The following is a 23920-nucleotide window of genomic DNA, read 5'->3' as shown; positions in this document are numbered from 1 at the left end:
TCATCCCCGCATGTTTTCCTTATTATGACGATTTTGGGCGTTGATATGCATTTCCTAGTTTCATTACGGTAATATCTCTTATGAAGGCACAGAAAAAGCACCCGCTAGGGTGCTACTTCATAAACATATTTGTTAGAATAATAATTTCAGTGTTATGGTTATGGATGCACGAATTTTTTATCATCCATATTTGCTTGTATAACATTCACCCAATTTGTATTATGCATCATCTCGGAAGAAACCCCATGAAATGCCTTCATGGCTTCCTGATCATCAAGCAGCCAATATCTCATCCAAGCCGTCAAGTACCCCCTATGATTACCACCATTACCTTCGATCGCTGTATGAGCTGCACCTTTTGCCATCCCCATCATAACAGGCGTGCTTGCGTTAGTACTTTGCAAGGCCAATTGATTCGTTGATACTGGTGAGATTAGAAAATCTCGTGTACCGCCCATAATGAGAAAAGGAACTGTAATACGTGCTGTATCGTACACATCTTTTGGATCACAATGCTTCAAATCCGGGAGAGCAATGGATACAACCGTCTTAATCAACGATCCTTTTATATAGTTGGTATGAGCATTAATGGCGCCTGTAGACCCTTGAGAATGTCCAGCTACACCAATTTGGTCCATTTGTATTTTTTGATAAAACAAGCTGTTTGCTTGCTCGTTTTCATTTTTCAAATATTCAATAGCCTCCATAATTTCTTTGCCTGTTCCTGTTGTTTTGCTGTAGGAATCTATTACGATGAATCCCCAGCTTGCAAGATGAGTTAAGATCCCATCATAACGATCTGGCGTGGCATCTGTTCCATTCCCCCATGAAATAATAGGATAGGATTCTTCTTCTTGAAATGCTGGGTAGTATATTCTAAATAATGCCCCCCCGTTCATACTCTTAACTTCTTCTACCTTTACATGATAGCTTCCTTTCTGTGCATACCGCTGCTCAATGCTTCCTTCTGCAAGTTCCGGTACATTAGAATGAATGATGATTTGCATGAAAATGGTTATTGGGACTGCAACGATAAGGACTAAAGCTGACAACCATAAAATCCACTTTCGTTTTATCAAAACCGTCATACGCGTGACCTCTACGATAGTCTATAGATTTCTCTATCGTATTTTCTGTTGAAGTATGAATCTGATTGAATATACGTAAAAGATGTAGTTATGTTTCATTTACTTACCCATAGATTCAAACACAGGCACCTCATGGGATTTCATTAATAACACAAACGAAAAGCAGCCGATCGTTATGAACCGGCTGCCTGCTTGTCTTTATTGTGCTGAGACCTACTCCGCTAGTATAACAATGTATCATCTCTGCAGTTCCCGAAGTAGCTAATGGACAATGAGGACTGGGCATTTTGATAGCTGTGAAACCTTGTGGCTGACACTTCCAAGCATCATTTCTTTTATGCCGCTTAGCCCACGGCTTCCAATAATAATGAGTTGCTGCTCGGTATCCCTTGCATATTTTAAAATTTCATGTGCAGGATCTCCCTTAAGGTGAACTGTTTTCGGGTAAATCCCCGCAGATTTTTCTAATTTGGATTTGGCTTGTTGCAACTGTTCCAAACTCTCCTTCTCCATCTCGTTCAATATTTCTTCTAAGAAATTCTCTGGTACATATGTCATACCATTCGAGACATAATCCTGGCTGACATTAACCAAGGTAACTTGAGTTTGTTTGTTTCGGGCTATTTCAACGGTTGCATCGAGGAGTTTATTCGTTATTTCAGCTTTATCAATGGCCACAATAATTTTATCAAACATATTTATCATCCTTTCCGTGGTAGCTCGTAACTATTTCGGCTACCTACAAAACGGTTTCTTGCTGCTCCTATACCGACTAAAAAGAGTAAAACCGAAGCACCAAGCAGAATGAATAGTGGCAGGTTCCAACTATTTGTTGCATCATGCAGATATCCTATGAGGGCAGGACCGATTGCGGCAAGTAGATATCCGATTGATTGCGCCATGCCAGATAGTTCTGCTGCTTGATGTGCATTTTCAGTACGCAACCCGAAAAACATCATAGATAAACTAAAGGCGAAGCCTCCACCAATTCCAAGCAGTATAATCCACAATAGAATGATACTGGAGCTTCCGTAAAGAAGTCCGAGCGTTCCCGTCAAAAATAAAATGGTTGTGATGACCACTAACAAGCGTTGGCTAGACATACGCCCAGCAATAACGGGAACAATAAAGGTAAATGGAAGCATAGATAACTGCATGAACGAGAGGTACCATCCTGATTGGCTGGAGTCAATTCCTTGCTGCTTTAAAATTTCAGGCAACCATGCGACCAACACATAGAAAACCATGGATTGTATACCCATAAACAAGGTTACTTGCCAAGCAAGCGGGGATCGCCAAACATTCACATCTTTGCTGGCCATCTGTTGACTCGTCGTGGCTGTTTGTTTCGTTTGATTTCTTAATTGGGGTAACCAACAGAGGATCGATACAAAGCTTAGTATCCCCCATATTCCCAATGCTCCCTGCCATTTTAGGCCTGCGTTCACGGCTAGCGGTACACTGATTCCCGATGCGATTGCTCCACATAAATTCATTGAAATGGAGTAAACACCAGTCATGGAGCCAATGTTATTTGGGAAATCCCTTTTGATTATACTTGGCAATAATACATTACATACGGCGATTGCGAATCCAAGAATTGCTGTCCCAATAAACAGATTGGCTGCGCCAGATATAGATCGTATTACAATACCAACCGTCAGAAGGATCAGGGCGATCATTATGATACGTTCAACCCCATATCTTCGTCCTAATTTTGGTACTAAAGGCGATAATAAAGCAAAGGCAAGCAAGGGTACCGTTGTGATCAAACCTGCTAATGTATTTGAAATATGAACGTCATCCCTTATGAGACTCACTAAAGGACCGACTGAGGTTAAGGGACTACGTAAATTAGCTGCAATAACAATAATGCCGAGAATGATCAGCCCTATAGAGGATGGTACGGCTTTTTTAATGTGTTTGTTCGGCATTCTTCATTTCTCCTTCTTGATTTCAGACGTATTATTTCTTTCCTGCTGATTGAAAAACTATGCAATAACATCCGCGCGAACAATAAAAGTATAGTATACTATATTATTTTTAACAAGAAGTATTTTGTAACATACAAACACTCATCTAAAAACAAAAATACAACTCTGCATTTCCGTCACGGAATTCGGAGTTGTATTTAATAAGTGGAATTTCGACTTTTAGAAACCATACTTTAAGGATATATGGAGCACTGTTTCGCGATTCGTATGATTGGTATAAGAGTGAGGACAATCTGCACGAAAACTGATCGTATCATATTGATTTAATGTGTAAATCTCACCATTGACTTGAATCTCAATGGATCCAGTCATTACTGTCGCAATTTCTGTTGTATTCACATGATGACCTTCAGGGTGATACGAGCTATTTGGTTGTAAGTAAGCCCGACACATTTCAATATCCTCGCTTGCGTTTTTAAAGACTGGTTCAATGATCCAATTTTTTTGCTCATTAGAAAACCGCAATCCCTCGCCTGCTCGATACAAAGTAACAGGTTCTTCTGATTTGAACAGAGCAAATAACGGTAAAGACATACCTTTTGAAATTTTCCATATAATCGCCAAGGTTGGATTTGTTTCGCCACGTTCGATATTCCCCAGAGTAAGTTTGCTTACGCCCGTTATTTCCGCTAAGTCGTCTAAGCTCATGTTTTTTTCTTTTCTGTACTTTTTCAAGGCAGCGCCTAATTGTAATACAATTTGTTTTGAATCATTGACTTCATCCAATTGATACTCACCTCAAGAAATAACTTTATAGCTAGTATATTGTTTATCCAGACTCTTTTCCATACGATTAGTATTTGGTCGTGGATCACACTCCATGCAAAATTCTGCCGTCTACGTAACTAATCTGACCGTTGGTCTAAAAAGTCTACTACACAAATAAGGGTTTTTCAATTTTGACAATACAATATATGATAAGAGACTCTTCTCTTAGCCTATCTATAGCCAGGTATGTGAGTGTGAATGCTTCAGCAGCCTTATATGCATCTAATGTTTCTGTTAATTCTAGTCGCGATTGCGGCTTTTTTATGTATCCCGTTAACATTCATATGATATTGAGTTAATTTACTATTTTACATCAGAACACAATCCCGGTTATGGTAATTATGTGATTGCCCTTTTTTAGAACTCAGCCATTCTTAATATAAGAATGTGTGAAAGGCTCCGTTGTATCGCGATCTCTGATTTACCATCTTTAACACAAACAGTGCTGTAAGGCATTGATTTTTTTACCAAAATAGGTTATTTTATAGAAAGCTTAGCGATAAGCAAGTTCCTGACACGAAGGGAGATGTGTTTTAATGGCAACTACTTATATGGTGGTTTGGTCTTAAAACTGAATAGCAGGCATATGTGAAAAAAAGCGGGAAAATGCCCGTATTATTCGGTATGCCACTCAAAGTAACCTTTCGTGAATACTGCTGTTTGCAGGATACGATGAAGGTCGTATCTTTTTTGCGTCCTGATGCCGCGCGACAGCAGCTTCTTTAGAGGCTGCTTGTCCGTGGCATTTTTGCGTCCAAAAAACAACATTAAAAGGAGCTCACAAAAAAATCATGATGGATTTAAAAAATTATGGCTACACAGAAATAGAAGCAATTCCTGAGGGATTATTGCCCGGCAGGGTGACGGAGCTTCGACGGGAACGCTTCACGGTTATGACTGAGCTCGGCGAAGTAATGGCGGTACTCAGAGGGATGTTCTATTACAGCGCGGAAACGCGCGTAGACTTTCCATGCGTAGGTGATTTTGTCTTGCTGCAATATAACGAGAGCGGAGATTCTCTCATCGTTACGGTTCTACCCCGCCGTTCCAAGTTCTCACGCGCGGATTACTCTGGGCATGCCGTAGGCTATGCCAAAACCGTAAGGGAACAAGTTGTTGCAACCAATTTTGACTATGTGTTTATCCTCTCTTCTCTGAATGGGGATTTCAATGTGACCCGTATCATGCGGTATCTGACACAAGCCAGGCAGAGTGGCGGTCAGCCGGTCGTCATTCTGACCAAGGCTGATCTTGTTGAAGATCCTTATCTCTCACTCGCAGAAGTTACAAAAAACATCTCTGATGTGCCGGTTCATGCGATCAGCAGTCATACAGGCATGGGGCTTAATGAACTCAATCCCTACTTGATGCCTGGTAAAACAGCCGTATTTCTCGGCATGTCCGGCGTCGGTAAATCGTCACTGCTCAATGCGTTGATGGAACAAGACGTAATGAGGGTTCAGGAGATTCGGGAGGTCGACAGCCGGGGGCGGCATACGACAACACACCGTCAACTTTTTATGCTCCCCTCCGGTTCGATGGTCATCGATACACCGGGTATGCGTGAGCTTGGGCTTATTGATGCCGACGAAGGCATACGTGCAAGCTTTACCGATGTTGAGAAGTGGTTCCCGCAATGTCGATTTACAGATTGCCGTCATCAGGCCGAGCCGGGCTGTGCTGTTCTCGCCGCGCTTGCCGAAGGTTCATTGCCGCGTGAACGGTGGGAGCATTATGTGGCTCAGCAGGATGAGAATAAGTATGTCCAAGATAAAACGAACTACCTCATCGACAAGAGAGCTCGAAACAAAATGACCGCCATGCGGAGTAAGCAAACGAAGAAAAACGGAGGATGGAAAAAATGATAGGCAGCAGATATCGTAAAGGCTATCTTTTTGTCTTGTTCAACTAACTTTTATTGTAGCGAATTCGTTTCTGAAGCATAACAGCCGTCTTCATAAGACTCATTGTATAATTCAGACCTTCTATGTATAATTCGGGAAGGAACTACATTCTACAACATAAGGGCTATGCTTTTCTGGCGAGCAGCCAGTAACAACCCCGCTCATGCAGCGGGGTTGTTTTTTTATGTTGTCATATCGGGAGGGGAACACATGGAGGAACAAGCAAAACAGCCGCGAATGATTTTAACGAGACAAGACCTCATCGAACAGCTCGGACGGTGTGGGGTATCAGCAGGACAGACCTTAATCGTTCATACTTCTTTGAAAAGCCTCGGTTATGTCGTTGGAGGAGCGGAAACGTTCATCCACGCGCTGCTCACGCTCATTGGAGAGCAAGGGACGGTGATGATGCCGGCGCAAACGTGGAAAAATCTTGATCCAACGACCGGCGTTCATTGGGATGCTGAAGAAGCTTGGTGGCCGATTATCCGGGAGCAATGGCCCGCTTACGATAAATCGGTCACCCCGGCGATCGGGATGGGTGTCATCGCCGAGATGCTCAGGACATGGCCAGGAGCGAGGCGCTCCGATCATCCGGCAAGGTCTTTCGCGGCCCTCGGCAAGCATGCTGAATATTTAACGGAAAACCATGATTTGAGTCATATTTTTGGCCAAGGCTCCCCTCTCGACAAGCTGTACGAACTGGATGGTTATGTACTACTCATCGGTGTCGGTCACGACAAGAATACCTCACTCCATCTTGCGGAGACCAGGGCCGATTTTCCCGGAAAGACATATGCGGATGAAAGCAGCGCCATGATTATTGACGGGGAGCGTAGGTGGGTGGCCTATTCGACGCAAGCTGTTGATGATGGAGACTTTAACCGGCTGGGGGCCGAGTTCGAGCAGGAACATCGTATCACTGTGCATCAGGTAGGAAACGCGTTTGTCCGGTTGATACGCCAAAGACAGCTGGTTGACTGGGCAACCGCATGGATGGAGCGCAACCGGGTGTAAAGATTGGAAAAGGCATATACGGAGGGCGCCACCTTGGCGAGATCTCTGCATATGCCTTCGCATCTTTGAATTTCTACTCAGAAAACTTCCATTATCCTGCCCGTTAGCTTAATAAGAACAGCTACCTATGACTTCGGTAAGATTGATACCCTACTTCTTCTTTTTAACAATGATGATGGCTACGACAACAAGTAAAAATAATATTCCGACTCCAATGATTGTAGGATTCATAAATGCTGTCTTCTCTGATTTGTTCTTATAAACAGCGTCTGATGTATTGTTAGGGGATTTATTACTATCAACATTGTCTGCTGTATTCTTAGAGGCTTCATTACTTTCATCATCTGTACTAGTTGTTTGACCAAAGGAATCATTTACAAAAACCAGCAGTTTGTCGGCTAATGCTATACGCTCTTGTTGTTGTTTAACCGTCGAATCCTTGGAACGCTTGGAATATCTCCCCTCTTCAGATAACATATCTGTACCATGTTCACTACTATGGGTTACATTAAACTGCTTTTGTTTTGAGGCAGATGCTTCATAAAGAGCTTTTACTTCATCATAATAATTTCCGGTAGGATCTTTCTCTGCTACAGCGAAAAAAGTGGGTACATCAATCTTCTTAACACACTCCAACGCGCTTATTGCTGGGTTAACACCAAATTGTCGTGGTGAAGATAATATCCCCAAACCTACTAATTCCGGTATGTTTGGCGCAGCGACAGCTGTAGAAGTACCTCCAATGGATGCTCCCATAGCCAAGATTTTAGTTGCTCCTCGTTCTCTTAAAACTTGGGCAGCAGCCAGTACATCTAAATCTCTACGATAAGTTCCTTCTCCAGATACCGAATCAGAAGGTTCATCATTTCTAAATGCCCAAAGAATCACCATATAACCTTCGTTTACAAGTCTTTCTGCAAAAGGAAGCCAACTATCAACCATCCATCCATTTTCATGACCTAGTGTGATACCTTTATTACTATTACCTAATACATAACCCGTTAATTTAACTCCATCTTGCGTAACAAACTCAACAGCATTAGCAGGGTATTTCTCTGGAAGACTCCCTAGAATGCCACCTGTAGGTACATCTTTTCCAGTTGCTACAATAATGCTTGTTTCATTTTTATCTTCAGCAAATACAACGGAAGGTAAAAATATTACCACTATACAAAGTAGTGCAATAAGATGCATGGCTTTTCTTTTCAACTTAATTCAACTCTTTCTTTTTGTACTCGATTTTGAAAAATAATGCTTATGACGTTTCAAGTTTCTTTAATTATGAATGAGATACGGAATACACTGATCAGAATATTTTACTATATGTATGTACCATCCTGCCAGTTAGCTTAATAGGGTTCAATGGCACCAGACAATAGATATAATCATCTACTCAATTATGTAATTGATTATAACAGAAACTTATATGCTTAAAACAAAAAAGCCGCATATAATGCGACTTACAAAGTCTTTCGATATAGATGCAATATTTTGAAGAGGCTTGTGATTTGTTTTCTTTGCTTGGTTCTCATCTATTCAATCAAGCCTAACTCTTCATATACCTTTCTAGAAACAACACCATTTGGAATAAGGTGATGATCTCTCTGGTACTTCTTAAGTGACTCGGTTGTATTGAAGCGGAACTTCCCGTCAGATTCCCCGTTGTAATATCCTGCGCTTTTTAGTCGGGATTGAATAAGCTGCACATCTCCACCAACATCCCCTTCAGCTAAATCCCTCGGATTTTGATCATTTTCTCCAAGTACATGACCGTATATCGTTACTTTGGTTCCAATCGGAATTAATTCGTACAGTTCAATGACATCCTTATTATGCATTCGGATGCAACCATGGCTAAGATGTTGCCCTATTGAATAGGGCTTATTCGTACCGTGAATTCCAAAATTGCCCCACGGTACATTTAATCCTATCCAGCGTGGGCCAAATGAGGGCCCCCAATTGGTTCCCTTATATTCAACTCTAAAATCTCCAACTGGAGTTGGTGTTGACGGATTGCCAACTGCTACAGAGTAGGTCTTAATTACTTGCCCATGTTCTCGTACAATTAATTTGTGACGTTCAGGGTAAATTGCAATCTCAAGATTGCTCTTATCATGTATAATCGGCAAGGCAGGAGTAGTTAAATGAAATACTCCTAGCATTGACAACATGATAAGAATTAATTTTTGATTAGTTAGTATCATGTGTTTTCACCATGTTATTTCATATTGATCAAACATCTTTAATATTTAATCAATGACGCTATTTTATACAGTTTAATTTGTTGATTTTCTCCTTGTATTTCCAGATCATCAATAAGATATATTCTGGATTCAGCTTCTTAATGAACTGTTAATTCGTATTATGGTTCAATAATTTGTGTGCCCACATTCACATCGTCTACCTTCCATTTGCCATCAACAGATTTATAGAACACATAACGATCAACAAGCTTGAGGTTGACAGGACCACTTTCTAAATAGGTAGATTGATGCATTCTTGCCACTGTGGTGCTGTTGTAAGTGATATCGGCTTTTTTTGTTAGTAAGGCGTTATTATTAATCCCTTTACTGTAAATAATTTTATTTATAAATGAGTCAGTGAAATAAGGTCTAAAATAAGTTCGAATTTGCGAAAAGTTTGATAGATCGGTGGCTTCATTTATCTTCTCATTAAGTATGTTTAAATCCTTTGCAAAATACTCCCTTCAATTAGGTTAACGTAATCTTAATAGATAATGCTGCAGATTATAATTAGGTATACACCAACTTTGTAATATACGAATCAAGAGAAAAAGTATGAATCATACATAAAACAAAAAAACCGCAATTTATGCGGCTTTTAATGTAGGGAATCGTCTTCTCTAGATGCGTTCATTGATTTTAAGCAATAATTTCTTTAAGACTTGTTTCTCCTCGTCGGTAAGAACTTGAACGATATCTTCCTCCACCATTTGGAATGAGTCTTGAAAGTCTTCGATCAGTTCAATTCCTTTTGGCAATACATATATATTTTTTTGCCGTTCATTATTGGCTGGTATTTTACGTTCGATGAACCCTTTTTGCTCTAAAACTTGAAGCATGCTCGTAATGCTGGCCCCTCGTAAGTGAAACCGGTCTGCAAGGTCCTTTTGAATAATTTGATTATTTTGGTTCTCGTAGATATATTCAATTACTTTTCCTTGTTGAGCGTTTAACCCCAGTTCTTTTATACTCTCGTCCGCTCTTTTCTTTAACTTAAGACCGATAATCTGAAACAAATCCAGATAAGGCGTATCCTTTCGGGATTGCATAACCATCCCCCTTCCCTCTAATTGTTAGAAACCTAATTGTAAGTAATTAAACTATACAGTGATCCTATAGGATTGTCAAAGAAATATTAGTTTGTTGACAGTTAGGAACCTAACAGTTATACTCCGAATTGTTGAATAACAAACACCTGGGAGGAATTCAAATGGAGAATATAACTCAAAATGCTGCGTTAAAACAAGTTACGGCGATTACAAATGTACGTATCTTTGATGGAGATCAAATTATTGCGCCCAGACATATTATCATTAAAGGGGAGTCCATTTTTTCAATTGGCGGAGACATTCCAGCCGATGCAACAATTATCGATGGAGAAAATGGGACTCTAATGCCTGGTCTGATTGATGCACATGTGCACACCTCAATCGGCGGATTACGAGATGCCTTAAAATTCGGGGTTACAACAGAACTCGAAATGAACGGCGATTTTACTAAACGAGGGCGCGAGATTCAGTTGAAAAATGTGAATGACGTCGCAGACGTCCGTTCTGCTGGCACAGCCATCACTGCCCCGGGCGGACACCCGGATGAATTACTGCCGGATGGAGATGAAATACCGGAATTCGTATTAAAGGAACTAGAGAAGTTATCGGAGGAAGACCGTGAAGCGATGTTGGCCGCATACGCCCACGATCACGAAGAAATACCGCAAGTGACAACGGTGGAAGAAGCGATTAAACATGTGCATACCCAAGTGGAGAATGGTGCCGACTATATTAAGATCATGATTGAAGAAGGAACGGTTATGGGTGCACCTGGCCTGCCTGTACTAAGCGACGAGATTCTAAAAACAGCTGTGACAGAAGCCCACAAGTTCAATAAGTTGGTCATCGCCCACGTCTTGACGGCTCGTTCATCGCAAGAAGCCATCGATTTTGGAGTCGACGGGTTGGGTCATTTGTTTATCGACAGACCCGATTACACGCCCGAGTTAGTGAAATCCATAGCGGATTCAGGCGCTTTTGTTACACCGTGCCTGGTGTTGAATTCATCAATTATTGGAAACTCAGCATCGGAATTGGCGAATGATCCTCGTGTTCATTCCAAGTTAAGTCCGGATTGGATTGATATTTTGAACTCAAGCTTCAATACGTACCCGCAAGGCAATATGGAGAACAGCTTTAAGAATGTGATGGACCTTCACCGTGCCGGAGTTGATATTCTGGTAGGGACGGATGTCGCGCCAGTTCCCGTTCCGAACCTTGGCGGTCTTGCCCATGGGGCCAGTGTCCACCACGAAATGCAGCTGCTGGTGAAGGCCGGATTCACTCCGATCGAAGCTCTTCAGTCGGCTACTTCCAAATCGGCCCGCTCTTTTGGTCTTCATGATCGCGGCCGTATTACCGAAGGTGCGCGCGCTGATCTTATCCTCGTAGACGGTGACCCGATCACTACTATTTCGGATTCCTTGTCGATCAAATCTGTGTGGTTCAATGGTTCGCAGCAACTCAGTTAATCCGATTCGGTCTCCGAATCTACCATGAAAAAGAAGCCCGACGCTCTTTGCAAGCGGCGGGCTTCCTGTTCTTCTAAAGCCTTCGTTTATGGTTGTAGCTGCCAGAGCGCAGGCACGTTGCTAGGCTCCCAACCCGGCAAGGAGGTATGGTTCTGGATGCATTTGTATACCTTGCCGTTATAGGATACGAGTGTATTGGCCGTATAAGCGGTATTTGGCGCCCATGGCGTTGCACTCGGACCGTCAGGCGTTGTCACGGTGACAGCATTGCTATCGCCCGATTCGTTGTTGGACGAGTCGAAAGCGCGAACCGTGAACGTATATTGCGAGTTCGGCGACAAACCGGTAACTTCCTTCTCGGTTGCCGTTCCAGTGACGGTAGCGATCACCGTGCTACCGTTGTAAATCCGGTAACCAGCGACGCCGGAATCATCTGTGGATGCATTCCACATCAACGTAACTGACGTCGATGTCGGCGTTCCCATTACATGCAGGCCGGTCGGATTGGTCGGTGGTGTCACGTCAACCGGTAACTGCGCAGTCGTAAACTGGACACTATTGCTGCTCTGCGACCGATTGCCGGAAGTATCAAACGCCTTCACCGCTAAGTTATAAGACGTGCCTGCCAATAGATTGGTGAGATTGGCGCTCGTCTGATTAGCTGTCGTAGTGGCAATGACATTGCTGCCGTTGTACACTTCATAACCCGCGACGGCTTTGTTGTCTGTCGAGGCTCCCCAAGTCAGCGTGGCCGTTGTTGTGCCGACGTTGCTGACGGCCAAATTAGTCGGAGCCGTAGGCGGAACGTTGTCGCCAGCACCGAATTGAGCATCAATGACGATGTACCAAGCATTTTGAGTATCCGCGATATCCCATACGCCGAGGATAACATTGTAGCCGTCTCTTTGCGGCACGTTACAAGTGTGAGTTAACGTTGCTGGCGGCTGCTGGCCATTCCCGTTGATCGTACAGAACGGAGTCAGATCAAATTGGGCACGTGTTAACGGTGCATTAGGATTCCAATCCGGCTTGGTGATGAAGTAACGGTAGCTTGTCGTGGCATGACGAGCAGTAAAAATCCAAGTAAAGTTGTTGGTGCCGCTGGTCATATTAACCTTGTTCCAGCGTGTGGCTGATTGCTGATCAAGCTGAGAGAAGCCGGCAAGACCGGCGCTGGCGATTTTGCCATCAGGCGGCCCGGCAGCAGGAAAGCCCTTCGGCCCCTCGAGGCTTTGAGGTTCGTAGATGATCGGGCCACAGTTGGTATTCAATCCGTTTTTACACTGGATCGCGCGGCTGGCCGGATCATTAATATATCCGTGGGCCGATACGTTTTTTGAAAACGCAAACATACAAGCGAATACGAGCAGAAGTCCGCCGCCAATCATCATTAAACGCAGGGTGAAACTGGAATCCGAACGGGTTTGAAACATCATCACATTACCTCCCATTATTTGGTTTGGTCATGATAAACCTTTCATTTTCCGACACCATCTTTGCGCATTCTTTAGAACTGCCTCCTCTCTTGAATATGATCCTACCAATGCTGTGCACAACCGTTAACGTGTGGGCATCCGCTCCTTTTTAAGCCGATTTATACAAACTCCTAAGGAGCTTATATACTCTTACAAAGTCAGGAATAACCATACCTAATTGCATTTCTGGGAAGCGTAAACAAGCCGGTTTGAAATCTTCGCGGGAAGGGGAAATTAAAATAAACGTGAGCAACTCTGCTCTACTATAATGAAGCAGCTATGTAAACTGCTGATGATTACTAACATTCATAGCGCGCAATGATTTAGAGGTCGGAACCAAGCTTATGAGTAAAGCATTGAGGGGTATGGGATCATGTCTTAATGTGGAGGAATCTATATAGAAAGGTATTACAGGGATTGGTCACAATGGAGTCGTGTTTAACGGAGTGTCAAAAACTGAGTGAAGTTAAAGTATGGCCCAGTAGAGACGAATGAAATGTTACCAGTAATTGGTTGTATTTATTATTAAATAATAACCATTTCTTGTCAAGAGTGTATTTTATCTGATTTCTTTTTCCCAGTATAATGGATCACTGTATCATAAAATAAAGAGCCGTTGTCAAAGACAACGGTCTCTTAATGCTATATTTCTTAATAGTTTTAATAAGGGCCGGTTATTTTCACCTTGAGTTTGTTGGATTCAACCGTGACCCCGTTTAATGTAATTCGGATCGACAGCTCGGCTTGGCCCGGATGCTTGGCGATAATCTCTCCGCTTGGATCGATCTCCGCCTTATCCGGACGGCTGCTTATATATTCAATGCTCGCGCCGGATAACTCCTTAGTTGTTCTTCCTTTCTCAAGGAAGACTTCGTAGGAATAATCGACTTTATCTCCAGGGTGGAGCTGAAGCGACTCGGCCGCCTTAAGCTGTATTTTGTCTATCTGTACCACTAAATTCGGATCGCTGTATTTCATCAGCTCGCTGCCATATTTGAAATATAAGTTGCCAAAGTCGTCCTGTGCTAACTTCTCTGCATTGCTCTCCAGCAAAATGGACAGCGTTTTGCTCGCTGCGTCGATCTTAAACATTTTACTCGTGTACGTTTGGTCAGCAACATAGCCGGTAAAAATGGTTCCGTAAACATTGCCGTCGGAGCCAACGGTCAAGTGGGGATTGCTGTGGGCATAATCGGCGGTAGGAAACAAATCGTCGCTGTAAATAACCTCCTGACGGTCCGGATCATAGATGAACAGTGCCCCGAGCGCCATCCCCCATATGTTGCCATCCGGGCCCCATATTAAAGAGGTTACTGCTTTTTTGCCCGGAACAGGTACCTGTTCAAGTTCTACTCGGCCCGAAGCTGTATCGTAAATGGCGAGCTTTGCTTCTCCACCGGTCATCGCGCCTGTACCCATAAATAGCTTTCCATTTTTATAGAGCAATGAATTGATCGAATGTCCTGCAATAATGTCCCGCTTCACATCGAACTTCCTAGTAACGGGATTGTAGATTGTTAGAGCCCCGCCTGTTTTGCCTGCAATCGGATAGGACCCGATGTATAACAGGTTTTGTTCTGGGACTCCGAGCATGGCGACAGGCCGGTCTTGATCGTAACCCAGCTGGTCAAGCCGTAGCGGATTATTTGGTTCCGATGGGTCTGTTCGATTCCATGGTTTGGCCGGATCGTATTCAAAGATAGTGGCTTTAGGATAAACGCCAAAATACATTTTTCCGTTCAAGGAGCCGAACCCCTCGACTTGGCCGATCTGAGGATAGTGCTTGGTTTCATTGCGTGTCGGTGAGTAAATTCCCATCCCCCCGCCTGAAATGAAGCCCGAAGACAACATTTGCCCGTCTGTGCTCTTCCCGATGTTAAACAATTCTACAAACTGTGGCGGAAAAGGAAGCTCCGGGGTCTCAATCAAACCGGTCTCCAAATTATAATAGAATGCTCTTCCGCTATTCCCAGCCAACCCGACCAATGTCCAGCCCGGATGCTTTGACTGGTCAAGCTGTACATAACCAAAAGCGACACCCGCTCCCTTAACATCCACACCCAGCGAGCCATAAACCCCCGTACTCACATCGTATGAATAGAGAGACCACTGCTGCGCACCTCCAGGAAGGGTCTCGTAATAAGTGTAGAATACTTGTTTGCCATCAGGCGATAACGGTGAAAATCCCCGGGTATTATAGGCCGTATTTTTATTTATGATCCAGCTTGCAGAATCGGGGTCATACACAAACATGACAGGTCCCGGATCCACACGCACGAATAATTTACCTCCTGCATACTGGAGATCGTAAACCGAAGTCATGCCGTTAAATTCAGGCGGATTAAGCGTTATGGATGTACCACTAGCGAGATCGTATTGATAAAGCTTTGCTACATCGGCTCCCCCTACATAGATCACTTGGCGATCGGAATCGTAAGCAAGGCTGCGGATGTGAGCTTCTTTGGATGAGGACTTGAAGGATTTAAGGATACGAGTCTGGTCAGTTACGGGATCATATTCAAACAGCGTTTGGGAATATCCTGTTCCTCCATACACTTTGCCATCTTCTCCGGCTACAAGCGTCCAGATGACAGTATCGGTAGGAACCGGTTTTCCAATGGCGCGCAGCTTATCCTCCATCGGATCATATTGAAACAAGGTTCCGTTCGGCGTGCTGCCAATGTATACCTTTCCGTCGGAAGCTGTCACAATTGCCCATGCTGCAGATACGCTGCTCCCGTCAAGTGCAACTAAAGGATGGGTTGCCTTCACTTCTTTCGTTTCTACATCCATCACGATGAATTGTGCCGGATCGCCCTGAGCGACTGTAAATAAGGCATCCCGCCCATCCCTGTCTTTACCGAAAGCAGCGGTCATCAGAGTTAGACTCGAAGATTGCGGCCCTAAATTCGTTAAATGCGGCGAGGAATTTTGCGTTTCCAATGCTACGTTGTCAACGAAATACCTGCCTGTCTGATCGCTATTAAAATAGAAGGCTGCCCTGACCTCTACTGCATTTTTAGGTGCGGCGGCAGCCACCCTTAAACTTTGCCATTTGCCCAAGGGTTCACCGACCAGGCCGCTGACTACAGAGACAAGCTTACCGTCTGCATCATAAAACCTGAGGTCGGCTTTGCCGCCTTTGCCTTCCTCTGAAAGCACCTTTGCTGTCATAATGACATTACCAAATGGCTGTGCTGCGTAGGCGTCACTCACCGCTCCGGAGCCTGCTGTGGGCATCAGGCGTTCCACCTGAAGACTTCGCTGCCCCTCCTCAAAAACGGACTCACTTATGATCAGGGCAGTTGCATCTTCATCAGGCTGCCAGCCCGGTAGACGACCATCTTCTTCCGAAATCTCAAAGCCGCCGTTGACCAATACGTTGGTCGAATTATCATCTGCATACGTTTTTGCTATTGCCCACTCAACACTTGCGAACATCATGATAGCCGTTACTACTACAGCAACCCGACTCCTCCACTTGCTTCTCACTAAACTCTCTCCTTTGCGGTTAAATTTTCTTGCAATTTGGGTAAGCGCTTTCAGAAATCGTTATCATCTTATCACACCCTCTCTTTCGTATACAAGTAAAATACATGTATTTAACGTGCGGTATATCTTTCTTTTCACGTATCAAATTGTTTAAAGCTTCATTACTGAAGTGGACATAAGCTTAATTAGTGTTAATAACTTGAATTTTCAACCAAAATATAGCATGAATAGATACATAACAATTCGTTCAATGATTGTGTTCGATCAGGCCCAATGATCAACGTCTTTTTCATTTTTTAAAGGGTCGTAATCAAGCAGATCTGAATAAGAAAGGCGGAACATCCATGTCAAAAATTGATTTAAGTTCGGAGAAGAGAGTTAAAAGGAGATTGTTACCTAAGCTTCCTCTTCCTCAGATCTCCCCACTTCGTTCGGGTTGGAAGGGAGCGCTTATCGCACTTTCTTTGGTTACGTTGTTCATTTTTTTGGTGCAGGCCTATTATTATCTTGGTTCGCGGGGCATTCTGGACTACTTCGTAGGTACCGTACTATCCTTGCTTGCAATCCTGATTATTATGGGAGTCGTTGCCGGTTTATTTCATTGGGCGAAAAAGATGCCTTCCCGTTACATATGGTTTATGCTTGCGTCGTTTGCCTTGCTGTTGATCAGCTTTTTGGGGCCACTGTCACTAACGATACTCGTTCTTCTTGCCATCATCTTATGCTCTTCTTTGCTTGGAGCCTTGATTTATCGATTGATGAAGGGAGCCTACCGTGAAGCTGCGAGATGGGTAAAAGTAACAACAGGTACAGGGACTGTCTTTCTCTTCATTTTGTTCTGTATATTAGGATATTGGCTTACGAGCGGTAGTGTTGTCGAACTTAAAGTGCCCTATCCCCTGCAAACCGTCAAAACCGAGAAATACAAGCAGACTTCTTTGGCTAATCCGGCCGAACTCGGGACTTTCCCCGTAAAGTCGATAACCTATTCAAGCAATCCAACATATCGCAAGGATCTGAACGTCCCAGGGCATCTGACAACGGAGACTGTAGATGGATCGGCTTTTGTGGGTAATTGGTCATCTCGGCGTACAAACACCTTCGGTTTTGGTCCGGAAGCCATGCCGTTAAATGGCACGGTCTGGTATCCAGAAGGCGATGGTCCCTTCCCGCTCGTGTTAATTGTGCATGGTAACCATCTCGCGACCGATTACTCCGATCCCGGATATGCTTATTTGGGCAAATTGCTGGCTAGCCGCGGATATATCCTAGCTTCGATTGATGAGAATTTTTTAAATAGTTCTCCTTACGACGACCTGTTTATTCTCGATGGGTTAAAAGATGAAAATCGCGCCAGGGGTTGGTTATTGCTGGAGCATTTGAAGACGTGGGAAGCATGGAACTCCTCAGAGGGAAATCCATTCTATGGCAAAGTAGACATGCAGCAGCTCGCCCTGATAGGGCATTCTCGAGGAGGCGAAGCTATCACGATAGCAGCAAACTATAATGAATTGACGACGTACCCTGAGGATGCAAACATCAAGTTCAACTACCATTTCAACATTCGTTCCCTCATATCGATAGCAGGAACTGATATGCAGTACAAACCAGGTGGGCAGCCCATCCACCTCCAAGACGTCAACTATTTGGCCTTGCACGGCTCTAACGATATGGATGTAAACTCATTTATCGGAGCAAATCAGTATTATCGTACCCGGTTTACGGAGAATAGCAATTACTTCAAATCTTATGTGTACATCTATGGCGCGAATCATGGGCAATTCAACACGGCATGGGGCAGAACCGATGTTACAGGGCTTGGAAATCTGCTATTTAACACCGCCGAACTGCTTTCTGGTGAACAACAGCGCGAGGCTGCGGAGGTACTGATTTCGTCCTTTTTGGAGGCAACACTGAGAGACAAGGACCAATACCGGATGGTGTTCCAAGATCTTGGGTACGCCAGGGAATGGCTTCCCAATACGATGTATACCAGTAATTATTGGGATGGGAAGACCACCATGGTGAGCAGTTATGAAGAGGATTATGATCCTTCAACAACTACGCTGCCCGGTGGCCGCTTAGAAGGAGAATCCCTGAAGGTCTGGAAGGAAAACAAAGTGAAAATGGTACACTCGGGTGATCAATACAGTGCTGCTTTCCTGGAATGGGATAACACGGCTGCTCCTTCCACTCCAGTCTATAAAGTCATTTTGCCTAAGTCGACCATCCAAACCTCCAAGGATAGTGCCCTTGTATTTTCCATGGCTAACAATGATAAACTTCTTGATGCAGGCGATACAGATGCTTTGGTCGATTTGACGGTATCCGTGGAAGATGAAAAAGGAAATACTAGCAGCTTGCCTTTAAGTCACATCTCTCCCCTACTTCCCATGTTTGAAGGCGTTCTAGCGAAAAGGCCGCTAGGTTTCTTAAAGACCACCAAAGAGCCCGTATTTCAGAACTTTGTTTTTCATTTAACCGATTTTGTTGAAGCCAACTCCCAATTGGATCCGGAACGAATCAGCAAAATCAGTTTTAGTTTTGACCGATCGACTAAAGGTAATATTTTAATTAAAGACATTGGTCTCCGCCAATGACAAAGATATTTCGTAATGGCACTGCGAGATGCTGCTTACTTTAAGGAAAGTACACGATACAAAAACACATTGGCCCCACGCACGTTAACGTGCGTGGGGCCTTATTCATCACCCTATTTCATGATTCCACAATCATATTACATAGTCAATTTGTGCTACTTTAATCAAACCTTTTTCTCAGACCTATTGCTCATTCTTTTAAATAGCAAGATGGCAAGGAGTAAAGCTAAACATACAGCGGCAAAACCGAGCCAATTCAAATACAGGACAGATGTACGACTGACGACAAGCCCGCCTAATCCAGAACCCAGTGCAAAACCAAATTGGATAAACGAAGTATTTACGCTAAGTGCAATGTCCGGATTTCGAGGCGCAAGAGTAACCAGAAATAGTTGCTGAGCAGGAGAAATACTCCATGTTGCTAACATGAAAATCATGAGTACCACGATTAATATAAAGAGATTGACACCGGCAAGAGCGAATAAAAGAAGAGTCACCCCTTGTAACAGGAGCCCGAGATAAATCGTAAATTTCGATCCCTTTGAATCTGCTAACTGTCCTCCAATTTTTGAACCGACAAAGCTGCAAATGCCCGCCAGGAAAAGAACACCGCTAATTTCGGTCATGGAAAGAGAGGACGTCGCTTGCAAGAACGGCGTAATATACGTGAACAGTGTAGCATAGCCACCAACATATAATAACGTAATAACTAATGCAATCAGAATAGTAGGTTTTTTCAAAATAGAAAGCTGCATTCTGAGAGTAACCTTTTCTTTTTCTTTGATTGCCGGAACCTTTTTATAGATGATAAATAACGGAAGAGCACTTAATAAACCGATTAAAATAAATAGAACTCTCCATCCAAATATCTCACTAAATGCCAATAGGAACACCGAGCACTAGCGAACTGCTAAGCCCCATCAAAATGATTCCGATGGCGTTGCCTCTTTTTTCTTTTTCTACGAGTCTTGTCGCTACTGCCATAGCTACAACGGTAGTCATTCCACCGCTAGCCCCTTGAATAATTCGTACCCATAGTACTGATTCATAAGTAAGATCTACTAACATGAGTCCATTGCTGGCAATGAACACACCAAGGGTAGTCATCAGTAGCTTTTTGCGATCTATATTGATCGTGAATGTAATTAACATTGGAGCGATAATCGCCGCTGCGAGAGCAAACACAGTCACCAGCAGCCCGGCTTCGGAAGTAGATACTCCCAAGTCCGTCGTGATCATTTCAATGACTCCTGTAATAATGTATTCAATGGTCCCGATCAGAAAAACAGCCAGTGCCAGGATGTAGATGATTCCTTTATTTTTCAATTTACTCCACTCCACCTTCTTCAATTATCTATGTATAATTGGGATTTGTATTTCTATGAATTGTGCATCTTGTTCTGCAGATATCGGTAAATATAGTTCCCTACCCGCTTCGTTTTCCTTGATCTGATAGTTATTCTTCTCAATCCATTTAGCTAAATGAACACAGGCCGCACCATCAAACTTAGAATTTGAGTGAAAAGCCATCGTGGCCATCATTGGCTCTGGAGGAAGGGTCCGAAGCTGAAACGGGTCCGGAGAAGATCGTAGATCACAGGTTAAAAAATAACCGACTTCAAACTCAAACTCATCCTCTTTTCCGTCGATTTCTTTCCACAATACAACCTGAGGCCCTAGAGTCAATTGGCGAATCTCCTTGGTTAATAGCTCATCAAACTGACGAAACAAATCTGGAATATCCTCTTCTCTCCCGCATGCTGTCTGAAAAAGAAACGATTGTGCACCTTCCGCTTTGACTCTGATTTCTTGACCTGTTTCGAATTGACCCTCTTTTTCTATAAGCTGCATACGCTCCTCAATCCTGACGAGCTTAGCTTGTTCTGTATCAATAATTTGCTGGATTTCACTTCGTTTCAGCTTAAACATCCCTTGAATATTCTCCAGTGTAATATCCTCCTGGAGCAGCTGTATGATCTGTGGCAATGTGAAACCGAGTTCCTTATAGATTAAGATACGGTTAAGCTCAAGAAGCTGATCTGCGGAATAGTAACGGTAGCCCGTATCGTGATCGACCTTTCTCGGCTTAAGTATGCCGATCTGGTCGTAATAACGCAGTGTTTTTAATGAGACCTTGCTTAGCCTGGAAAACGCACTGATTTTGAACAAAATATCAACTCCAATCTATGACATAATCTGATTATACAGTTTCCCGTGCAGGGGAAAGTCAAGGGTTTAGACAACGAAGACACCCCCGAGAGCAACTTTTACGAGGGTGTCTTCATTAGATTCTACGTTTGTACTGCCATATCTTTAATACAGTCTACATATTATGCAGATCGTACTTGCTGATGCCTTTTCCATAACTGTCGATAATATATAAATCGGTTTTGTTATTGAGAAGCTCATAATCACTGTTGTTATAATATTCATCTTCAGTGAATGACTTAATGACGTTCAAATTCTTGGAATCCATTATGATGATTTCGTACTTATTGCCCTTATTAACGGTAAACATGAAGCTCTGTTGGTCCTTCGCTACATATGCTAAGCTCCAGTAACGATTATAGCCGGTACCTATAGGCTTGTAAGACTTGCTGGAAATCAGCTTGCCGTCTGAAGCATAGAGCTTTAAGGTATCGCTTTTACCATCGATAAACAGAAAGCGATCCTGAAGTGTGTACACTTCTGTCCTACCGTTTACATATGGAAGTTTTTTTGTCCATTTTAACTGCCCTGAAGGATTGAAAGCTTTGAGCGTTAACGTATTCTTAGCAACATTTTGAGCAATCAATGTGCCATCCTTCAGTACATTTACAGGGAGGTATGAATTGCCGTCTGTTACTGTTCTGATTTTTTTACCCGTGGCGAGGTTAATTATATATGTATTCGGGTCATCATTATAGGTTTTAGCAAACACATAGTCCCCTTCTATATTGACAATCAAATACGGCACTGTGTATTTCTTGGTTTTATGGCCAGCGGAGTCATAATAATATAAGGTGGATTTGTGATCCTTGGAGTCTGAGACGACATACAGGCTGCCGTTATCCCCCGGGTACATATTTTCATAATAGTAGTAAGAATCGTATGGTTCCTGTGAAAAGGGAAGGGTGCTCGTCCATAACTTCTTACCTGAAGCCAGATGCATAGCGCTAATCTGATTCTTTTTTTCTACCATAAATATGTATCCATCCTCTGAGGGAAAGAAGCCAAAATCTTGCGGGATGGACCATCTGATTTGCCCTGTCGTAGGGTCAATATTTTCGAGATAATTCTTGTTGGCAGCGGTTTTCAGTCCAAGCAGGCTCTCATTCCCTTGGGAATCCTTCACGATCCCCCAATTATGAATAGTAGGAAGACTCCATGTTCCCTTGGCTACATCAACTACCCACTCGGGCTGCGAGAGCTCTTTAGCATGCGCTGGAGTGCCATAGGCGAGCAGCGGCATGATGATACTGGCGATAAGCATACTTTTAGCGAATTTCCATTTCAAAGATGAACGACTCCTTCATGTTAGGTATATTAGGTCGAATATACTATAACACATCATGATAATTTGGACCTATTAAAAATTGATAGTGGGATTGTTTATTTTCCTCTCGTGTTATTAAAAAAGGCCGACCATCGGCCGGCAGTATTGATAGTGTGTTTGAACATGTTCCATGTTATGGCTCTATCATTTGTCTGCCTACGTTCACATCGTCTATCTTCCATTGGCTATCAACAAACTTAACGCTGCTTAGGCGGCCATAGGATGTTACCTCTCCGATCTATATATCCTTCGATATAATCCTCTGAAATTGCTGTATGAAGATATACCTTCGCCAAGTCACCATAAAAAGAATCTGCCCATTCAAATTGCGGCTTGATCACAAAGAACCCAGATTTATCTATGAATCCATAGGTTCTCCCTCGACTCGCAGGAGCTAGTCCTCCAGAAAAAGTTCCCCCTGCCTTGATGAACTGGATGATCTTTTCGCCTTTCTTGTTGATATAGAAGGATGCCCCATTACGTTCAACGAATGCTAGTCCTTCTGAGAAAGGTTGAGCGTTTGTGAACTGAGGTTTTAGGAGGTAATCACCTTTTGAATTGATATATCCGTATTTTCCGTTAACGCTCACAACCGCTGTGTCTTCGGAGAATTGCTTAGCATAATCAAATTGTGGCGATATGACCATCTTACCTGAAGTATCGATATACCCGTATTTTCCCTTTGCACTGAGCTTCACTACCGCCTTTCCTTCAGAGAAATCGAAGGTCTCGCTATATCGGTAAGGGATGACAAGCTCACCCTTAGTATTTATAAAGCCGGAAGCCTTTCCTTGATTAACACGTGCTAGCCCTTCCGAGAAATTGAAGGCTTTGTGGTAAATAGGCTTGATCGCGACCTCCCCTTGTTCGTTGAGATAACCATACCGGGTCACTCGAGTACCATCAGGTGTTCGGCTTTCATCCATAAAGAGTGCCCTCCCCTCGTACAGGGGGCCACATTTATTCTTCAAACACTCGAAAAGTTTATTCCCAGCTGAATTATAATAAACTTGTTTATTATTTGTATGATCCACAATATAGTAAGTTGTAGACGCTAGACCTGGATATACCAGATTTTCGTAGATGGGCTCTACTATAACTTCACCGTTGCTGTTGATAAATCCGAATTTTCCTTTTTGCTCAATGGGATACAATAGGTGGTTAGTTGAGGCATTCAATGACTTAGAGTCATCTGCATTTACTTCATGATGAGTAGTCCCAGCAAACCCGAACCCCATGTACAGAAATCCCATGAATACGATGACCTTCTTTAGCAATGAGTC

General features: G+C 43.2%; 16 protein-coding genes and 1 pseudogene. 4 read left to right on the top strand and 13 right to left on the bottom strand.

Annotated features, from left to right (window positions below; translation table 11 throughout):
* Positions 1-158: 158 nt before the first annotated feature.
* The 4 genes from ABEQ74_RS11725 to ABEQ74_RS11710 form a co-directional block, all read right to left on the bottom strand.
* Positions 159-1088, bottom strand: a complete 930-nt coding sequence (locus ABEQ74_RS11725) for a chlorophyllase/cutinase-like alpha/beta fold protein (RefSeq protein ID WP_430122361.1) — start codon at positions 1086-1088, stop codon at positions 159-161.
* A gap of 261 nt (positions 1089-1349) precedes the next feature.
* Positions 1350-1784, bottom strand: coding sequence for a universal stress protein (locus tag ABEQ74_RS11720; RefSeq protein WP_430122360.1), 435 nt, complete (start codon positions 1782-1784; stop codon positions 1350-1352).
* 5 nt (positions 1785-1789) lie between these two features.
* On the bottom strand, positions 1790-3022 hold the full coding sequence (locus ABEQ74_RS11715) for a CynX/NimT family MFS transporter (RefSeq protein ID WP_430122359.1): 1233 nt from the start codon (positions 3020-3022) through the stop codon (positions 1790-1792).
* A 219-nt stretch (positions 3023-3241) separates the two neighbouring features.
* Positions 3242-3808, bottom strand: a complete 567-nt coding sequence (locus ABEQ74_RS11710) for a helix-turn-helix domain-containing protein (protein WP_430122358.1) — start codon at positions 3806-3808, stop codon at positions 3242-3244.
* Positions 3809-4641: 833 nt separating this feature from the next.
* On the opposite strand from ABEQ74_RS11710, the gene rsgA reads away from it, so the two are divergent.
* Positions 4642-5715 carry a ribosome small subunit-dependent GTPase A gene (gene rsgA / locus ABEQ74_RS11705; protein WP_430122357.1) on the top strand — a complete coding sequence of 358 codons (1074 nt, stop codon included), beginning with the start codon at positions 4642-4644 and terminating at the stop codon, positions 5713-5715.
* 249 nt (positions 5716-5964) lie between these two features.
* Positions 5965-6771 (top strand): aminoglycoside N(3)-acetyltransferase, encoded by an 807-nt coding sequence (locus ABEQ74_RS11700; RefSeq protein ID WP_430122356.1) that lies wholly within the window; start codon positions 5965-5967, stop codon positions 6769-6771.
* Positions 6772-6921: 150 nt separating this feature from the next.
* Here ABEQ74_RS11700 and ABEQ74_RS11695 read toward each other — a convergent pair whose 3' ends face one another.
* From ABEQ74_RS11695 to ABEQ74_RS11685, 3 genes are all read right to left on the bottom strand, one after another.
* Complete coding sequence (locus ABEQ74_RS11695; RefSeq protein WP_430122355.1) at positions 6922-7980, bottom strand: alpha/beta hydrolase; 1059 nt, start codon at positions 7978-7980, stop codon at positions 6922-6924.
* A gap of 323 nt (positions 7981-8303) precedes the next feature.
* Positions 8304-8942: a L,D-transpeptidase family protein gene (locus ABEQ74_RS11690; RefSeq protein ID WP_430122565.1), complete on the bottom strand. Its 639-nt coding sequence runs from the start codon at positions 8940-8942 to the stop codon at positions 8304-8306.
* Between the two features lie 692 nt (positions 8943-9634).
* The gene (locus ABEQ74_RS11685) at positions 9635-10063 is read right to left on the bottom strand and encodes a MarR family winged helix-turn-helix transcriptional regulator (protein WP_430122354.1); all 429 of its coding nucleotides are present in this window, start codon (positions 10061-10063) and stop codon (positions 9635-9637) included.
* A gap of 161 nt (positions 10064-10224) precedes the next feature.
* On the opposite strand from ABEQ74_RS11685, the gene ABEQ74_RS11680 reads away from it, so the two are divergent.
* The gene (locus ABEQ74_RS11680) at positions 10225-11535 is read left to right on the top strand and encodes an amidohydrolase family protein (RefSeq protein ID WP_430122353.1); all 1311 of its coding nucleotides are present in this window, start codon (positions 10225-10227) and stop codon (positions 11533-11535) included.
* Between the two features lie 86 nt (positions 11536-11621).
* Here ABEQ74_RS11680 and ABEQ74_RS11675 read toward each other — a convergent pair whose 3' ends face one another.
* Together ABEQ74_RS11675 and ABEQ74_RS11670 are read right to left on the bottom strand one after the other, a co-directional pair.
* On the bottom strand, positions 11622-12968 hold the full coding sequence (locus ABEQ74_RS11675; protein WP_430122564.1) for a lytic polysaccharide monooxygenase: 1347 nt from the start codon (positions 12966-12968) through the stop codon (positions 11622-11624).
* A gap of 702 nt (positions 12969-13670) precedes the next feature.
* Entirely contained in the window at positions 13671-16502 is a 2832-nt protein-coding gene (locus ABEQ74_RS11670; protein WP_430122352.1) for a hypothetical protein, read from the bottom strand.
* Positions 16503-16846: 344 nt separating this feature from the next.
* Between ABEQ74_RS11670 and ABEQ74_RS11665 the strand changes: the two genes are divergently transcribed.
* Positions 16847-19102: an MFS transporter gene (locus ABEQ74_RS11665; RefSeq protein WP_430122351.1), complete on the top strand. Its 2256-nt coding sequence runs from the start codon at positions 16847-16849 to the stop codon at positions 19100-19102.
* A 164-nt stretch (positions 19103-19266) separates the two neighbouring features.
* On the opposite strand, the pseudogene ABEQ74_RS11660 reads toward ABEQ74_RS11665, so the two are convergent.
* From ABEQ74_RS11660 to ABEQ74_RS11645, 4 genes and pseudogenes are all read right to left on the bottom strand, one after another.
* Positions 19267-20428: pseudogene (locus ABEQ74_RS11660) on the bottom strand (MFS transporter).
* A gap of 24 nt (positions 20429-20452) precedes the next feature.
* Positions 20453-21271 (bottom strand): MerR family transcriptional regulator, encoded by an 819-nt coding sequence (locus tag ABEQ74_RS11655; protein ID WP_430122350.1) that lies wholly within the window; start codon positions 21269-21271, stop codon positions 20453-20455.
* Between the two features lie 154 nt (positions 21272-21425).
* Positions 21426-22598: a PQQ-binding-like beta-propeller repeat protein gene (locus ABEQ74_RS11650; RefSeq protein WP_430122349.1), complete on the bottom strand. Its 1173-nt coding sequence runs from the start codon at positions 22596-22598 to the stop codon at positions 21426-21428.
* Positions 22599-22834: 236 nt separating this feature from the next.
* Entirely contained in the window at positions 22835-23914 is a 1080-nt protein-coding gene (locus ABEQ74_RS11645) for a WG repeat-containing protein (protein WP_430122348.1), read from the bottom strand.
* Positions 23915-23920 lie beyond the last annotated feature (6 nt).

It is taken from the genome of Paenibacillus solani (assembly GCF_050475945.1).
GTDB lineage: Bacteria > Bacillota > Bacilli > Paenibacillales > Paenibacillaceae > Paenibacillus_AQ > Paenibacillus_AQ solani_A.
The sequence above is the reverse complement of the archived record's forward strand: the minus strand, read 5'-3'. Positions and strand labels throughout refer to the sequence as shown.

What these genes read in the sequence shown, in the direction of transcription:
- ABEQ74_RS11725 (WP_430122361.1), bottom strand. Translation starts at nt 1,088, where the DNA reads ATGACGGTTTTGATAAAACGAAAGTGGATTTTATGGTTGTCAGCTTTA.
- rsgA (WP_430122357.1), top strand. Translation starts at nt 4,642, where the DNA reads ATGATGGATTTAAAAAATTATGGCTACACAGAAATAGAAGCAATTCCT.
- ABEQ74_RS11685 (WP_430122354.1), bottom strand. Translation starts at nt 10,063, where the DNA reads ATGCAATCCCGAAAGGATACGCCTTATCTGGATTTGTTTCAGATTATC.
- ABEQ74_RS11675 (WP_430122564.1), bottom strand. Translation starts at nt 12,968, where the DNA reads ATGTTTCAAACCCGTTCGGATTCCAGTTTCACCCTGCGTTTAATGATG.
- ABEQ74_RS11690 (WP_430122565.1), bottom strand. Translation starts at nt 8,942, where the DNA reads ATGTTGTCAATGCTAGGAGTATTTCATTTAACTACTCCTGCCTTGCCG.
- ABEQ74_RS11665 (WP_430122351.1), top strand. Translation starts at nt 16,847, where the DNA reads ATGTCAAAAATTGATTTAAGTTCGGAGAAGAGAGTTAAAAGGAGATTG.
- ABEQ74_RS11715 (WP_430122359.1), bottom strand. Translation starts at nt 3,022, where the DNA reads ATGCCGAACAAACACATTAAAAAAGCCGTACCATCCTCTATAGGGCTG.
- ABEQ74_RS11680 (WP_430122353.1), top strand. Translation starts at nt 10,225, where the DNA reads ATGGAGAATATAACTCAAAATGCTGCGTTAAAACAAGTTACGGCGATT.
- ABEQ74_RS11700 (WP_430122356.1), top strand. Translation starts at nt 5,965, where the DNA reads ATGGAGGAACAAGCAAAACAGCCGCGAATGATTTTAACGAGACAAGAC.
- ABEQ74_RS11720 (WP_430122360.1), bottom strand. Translation starts at nt 1,784, where the DNA reads ATGTTTGATAAAATTATTGTGGCCATTGATAAAGCTGAAATAACGAAT.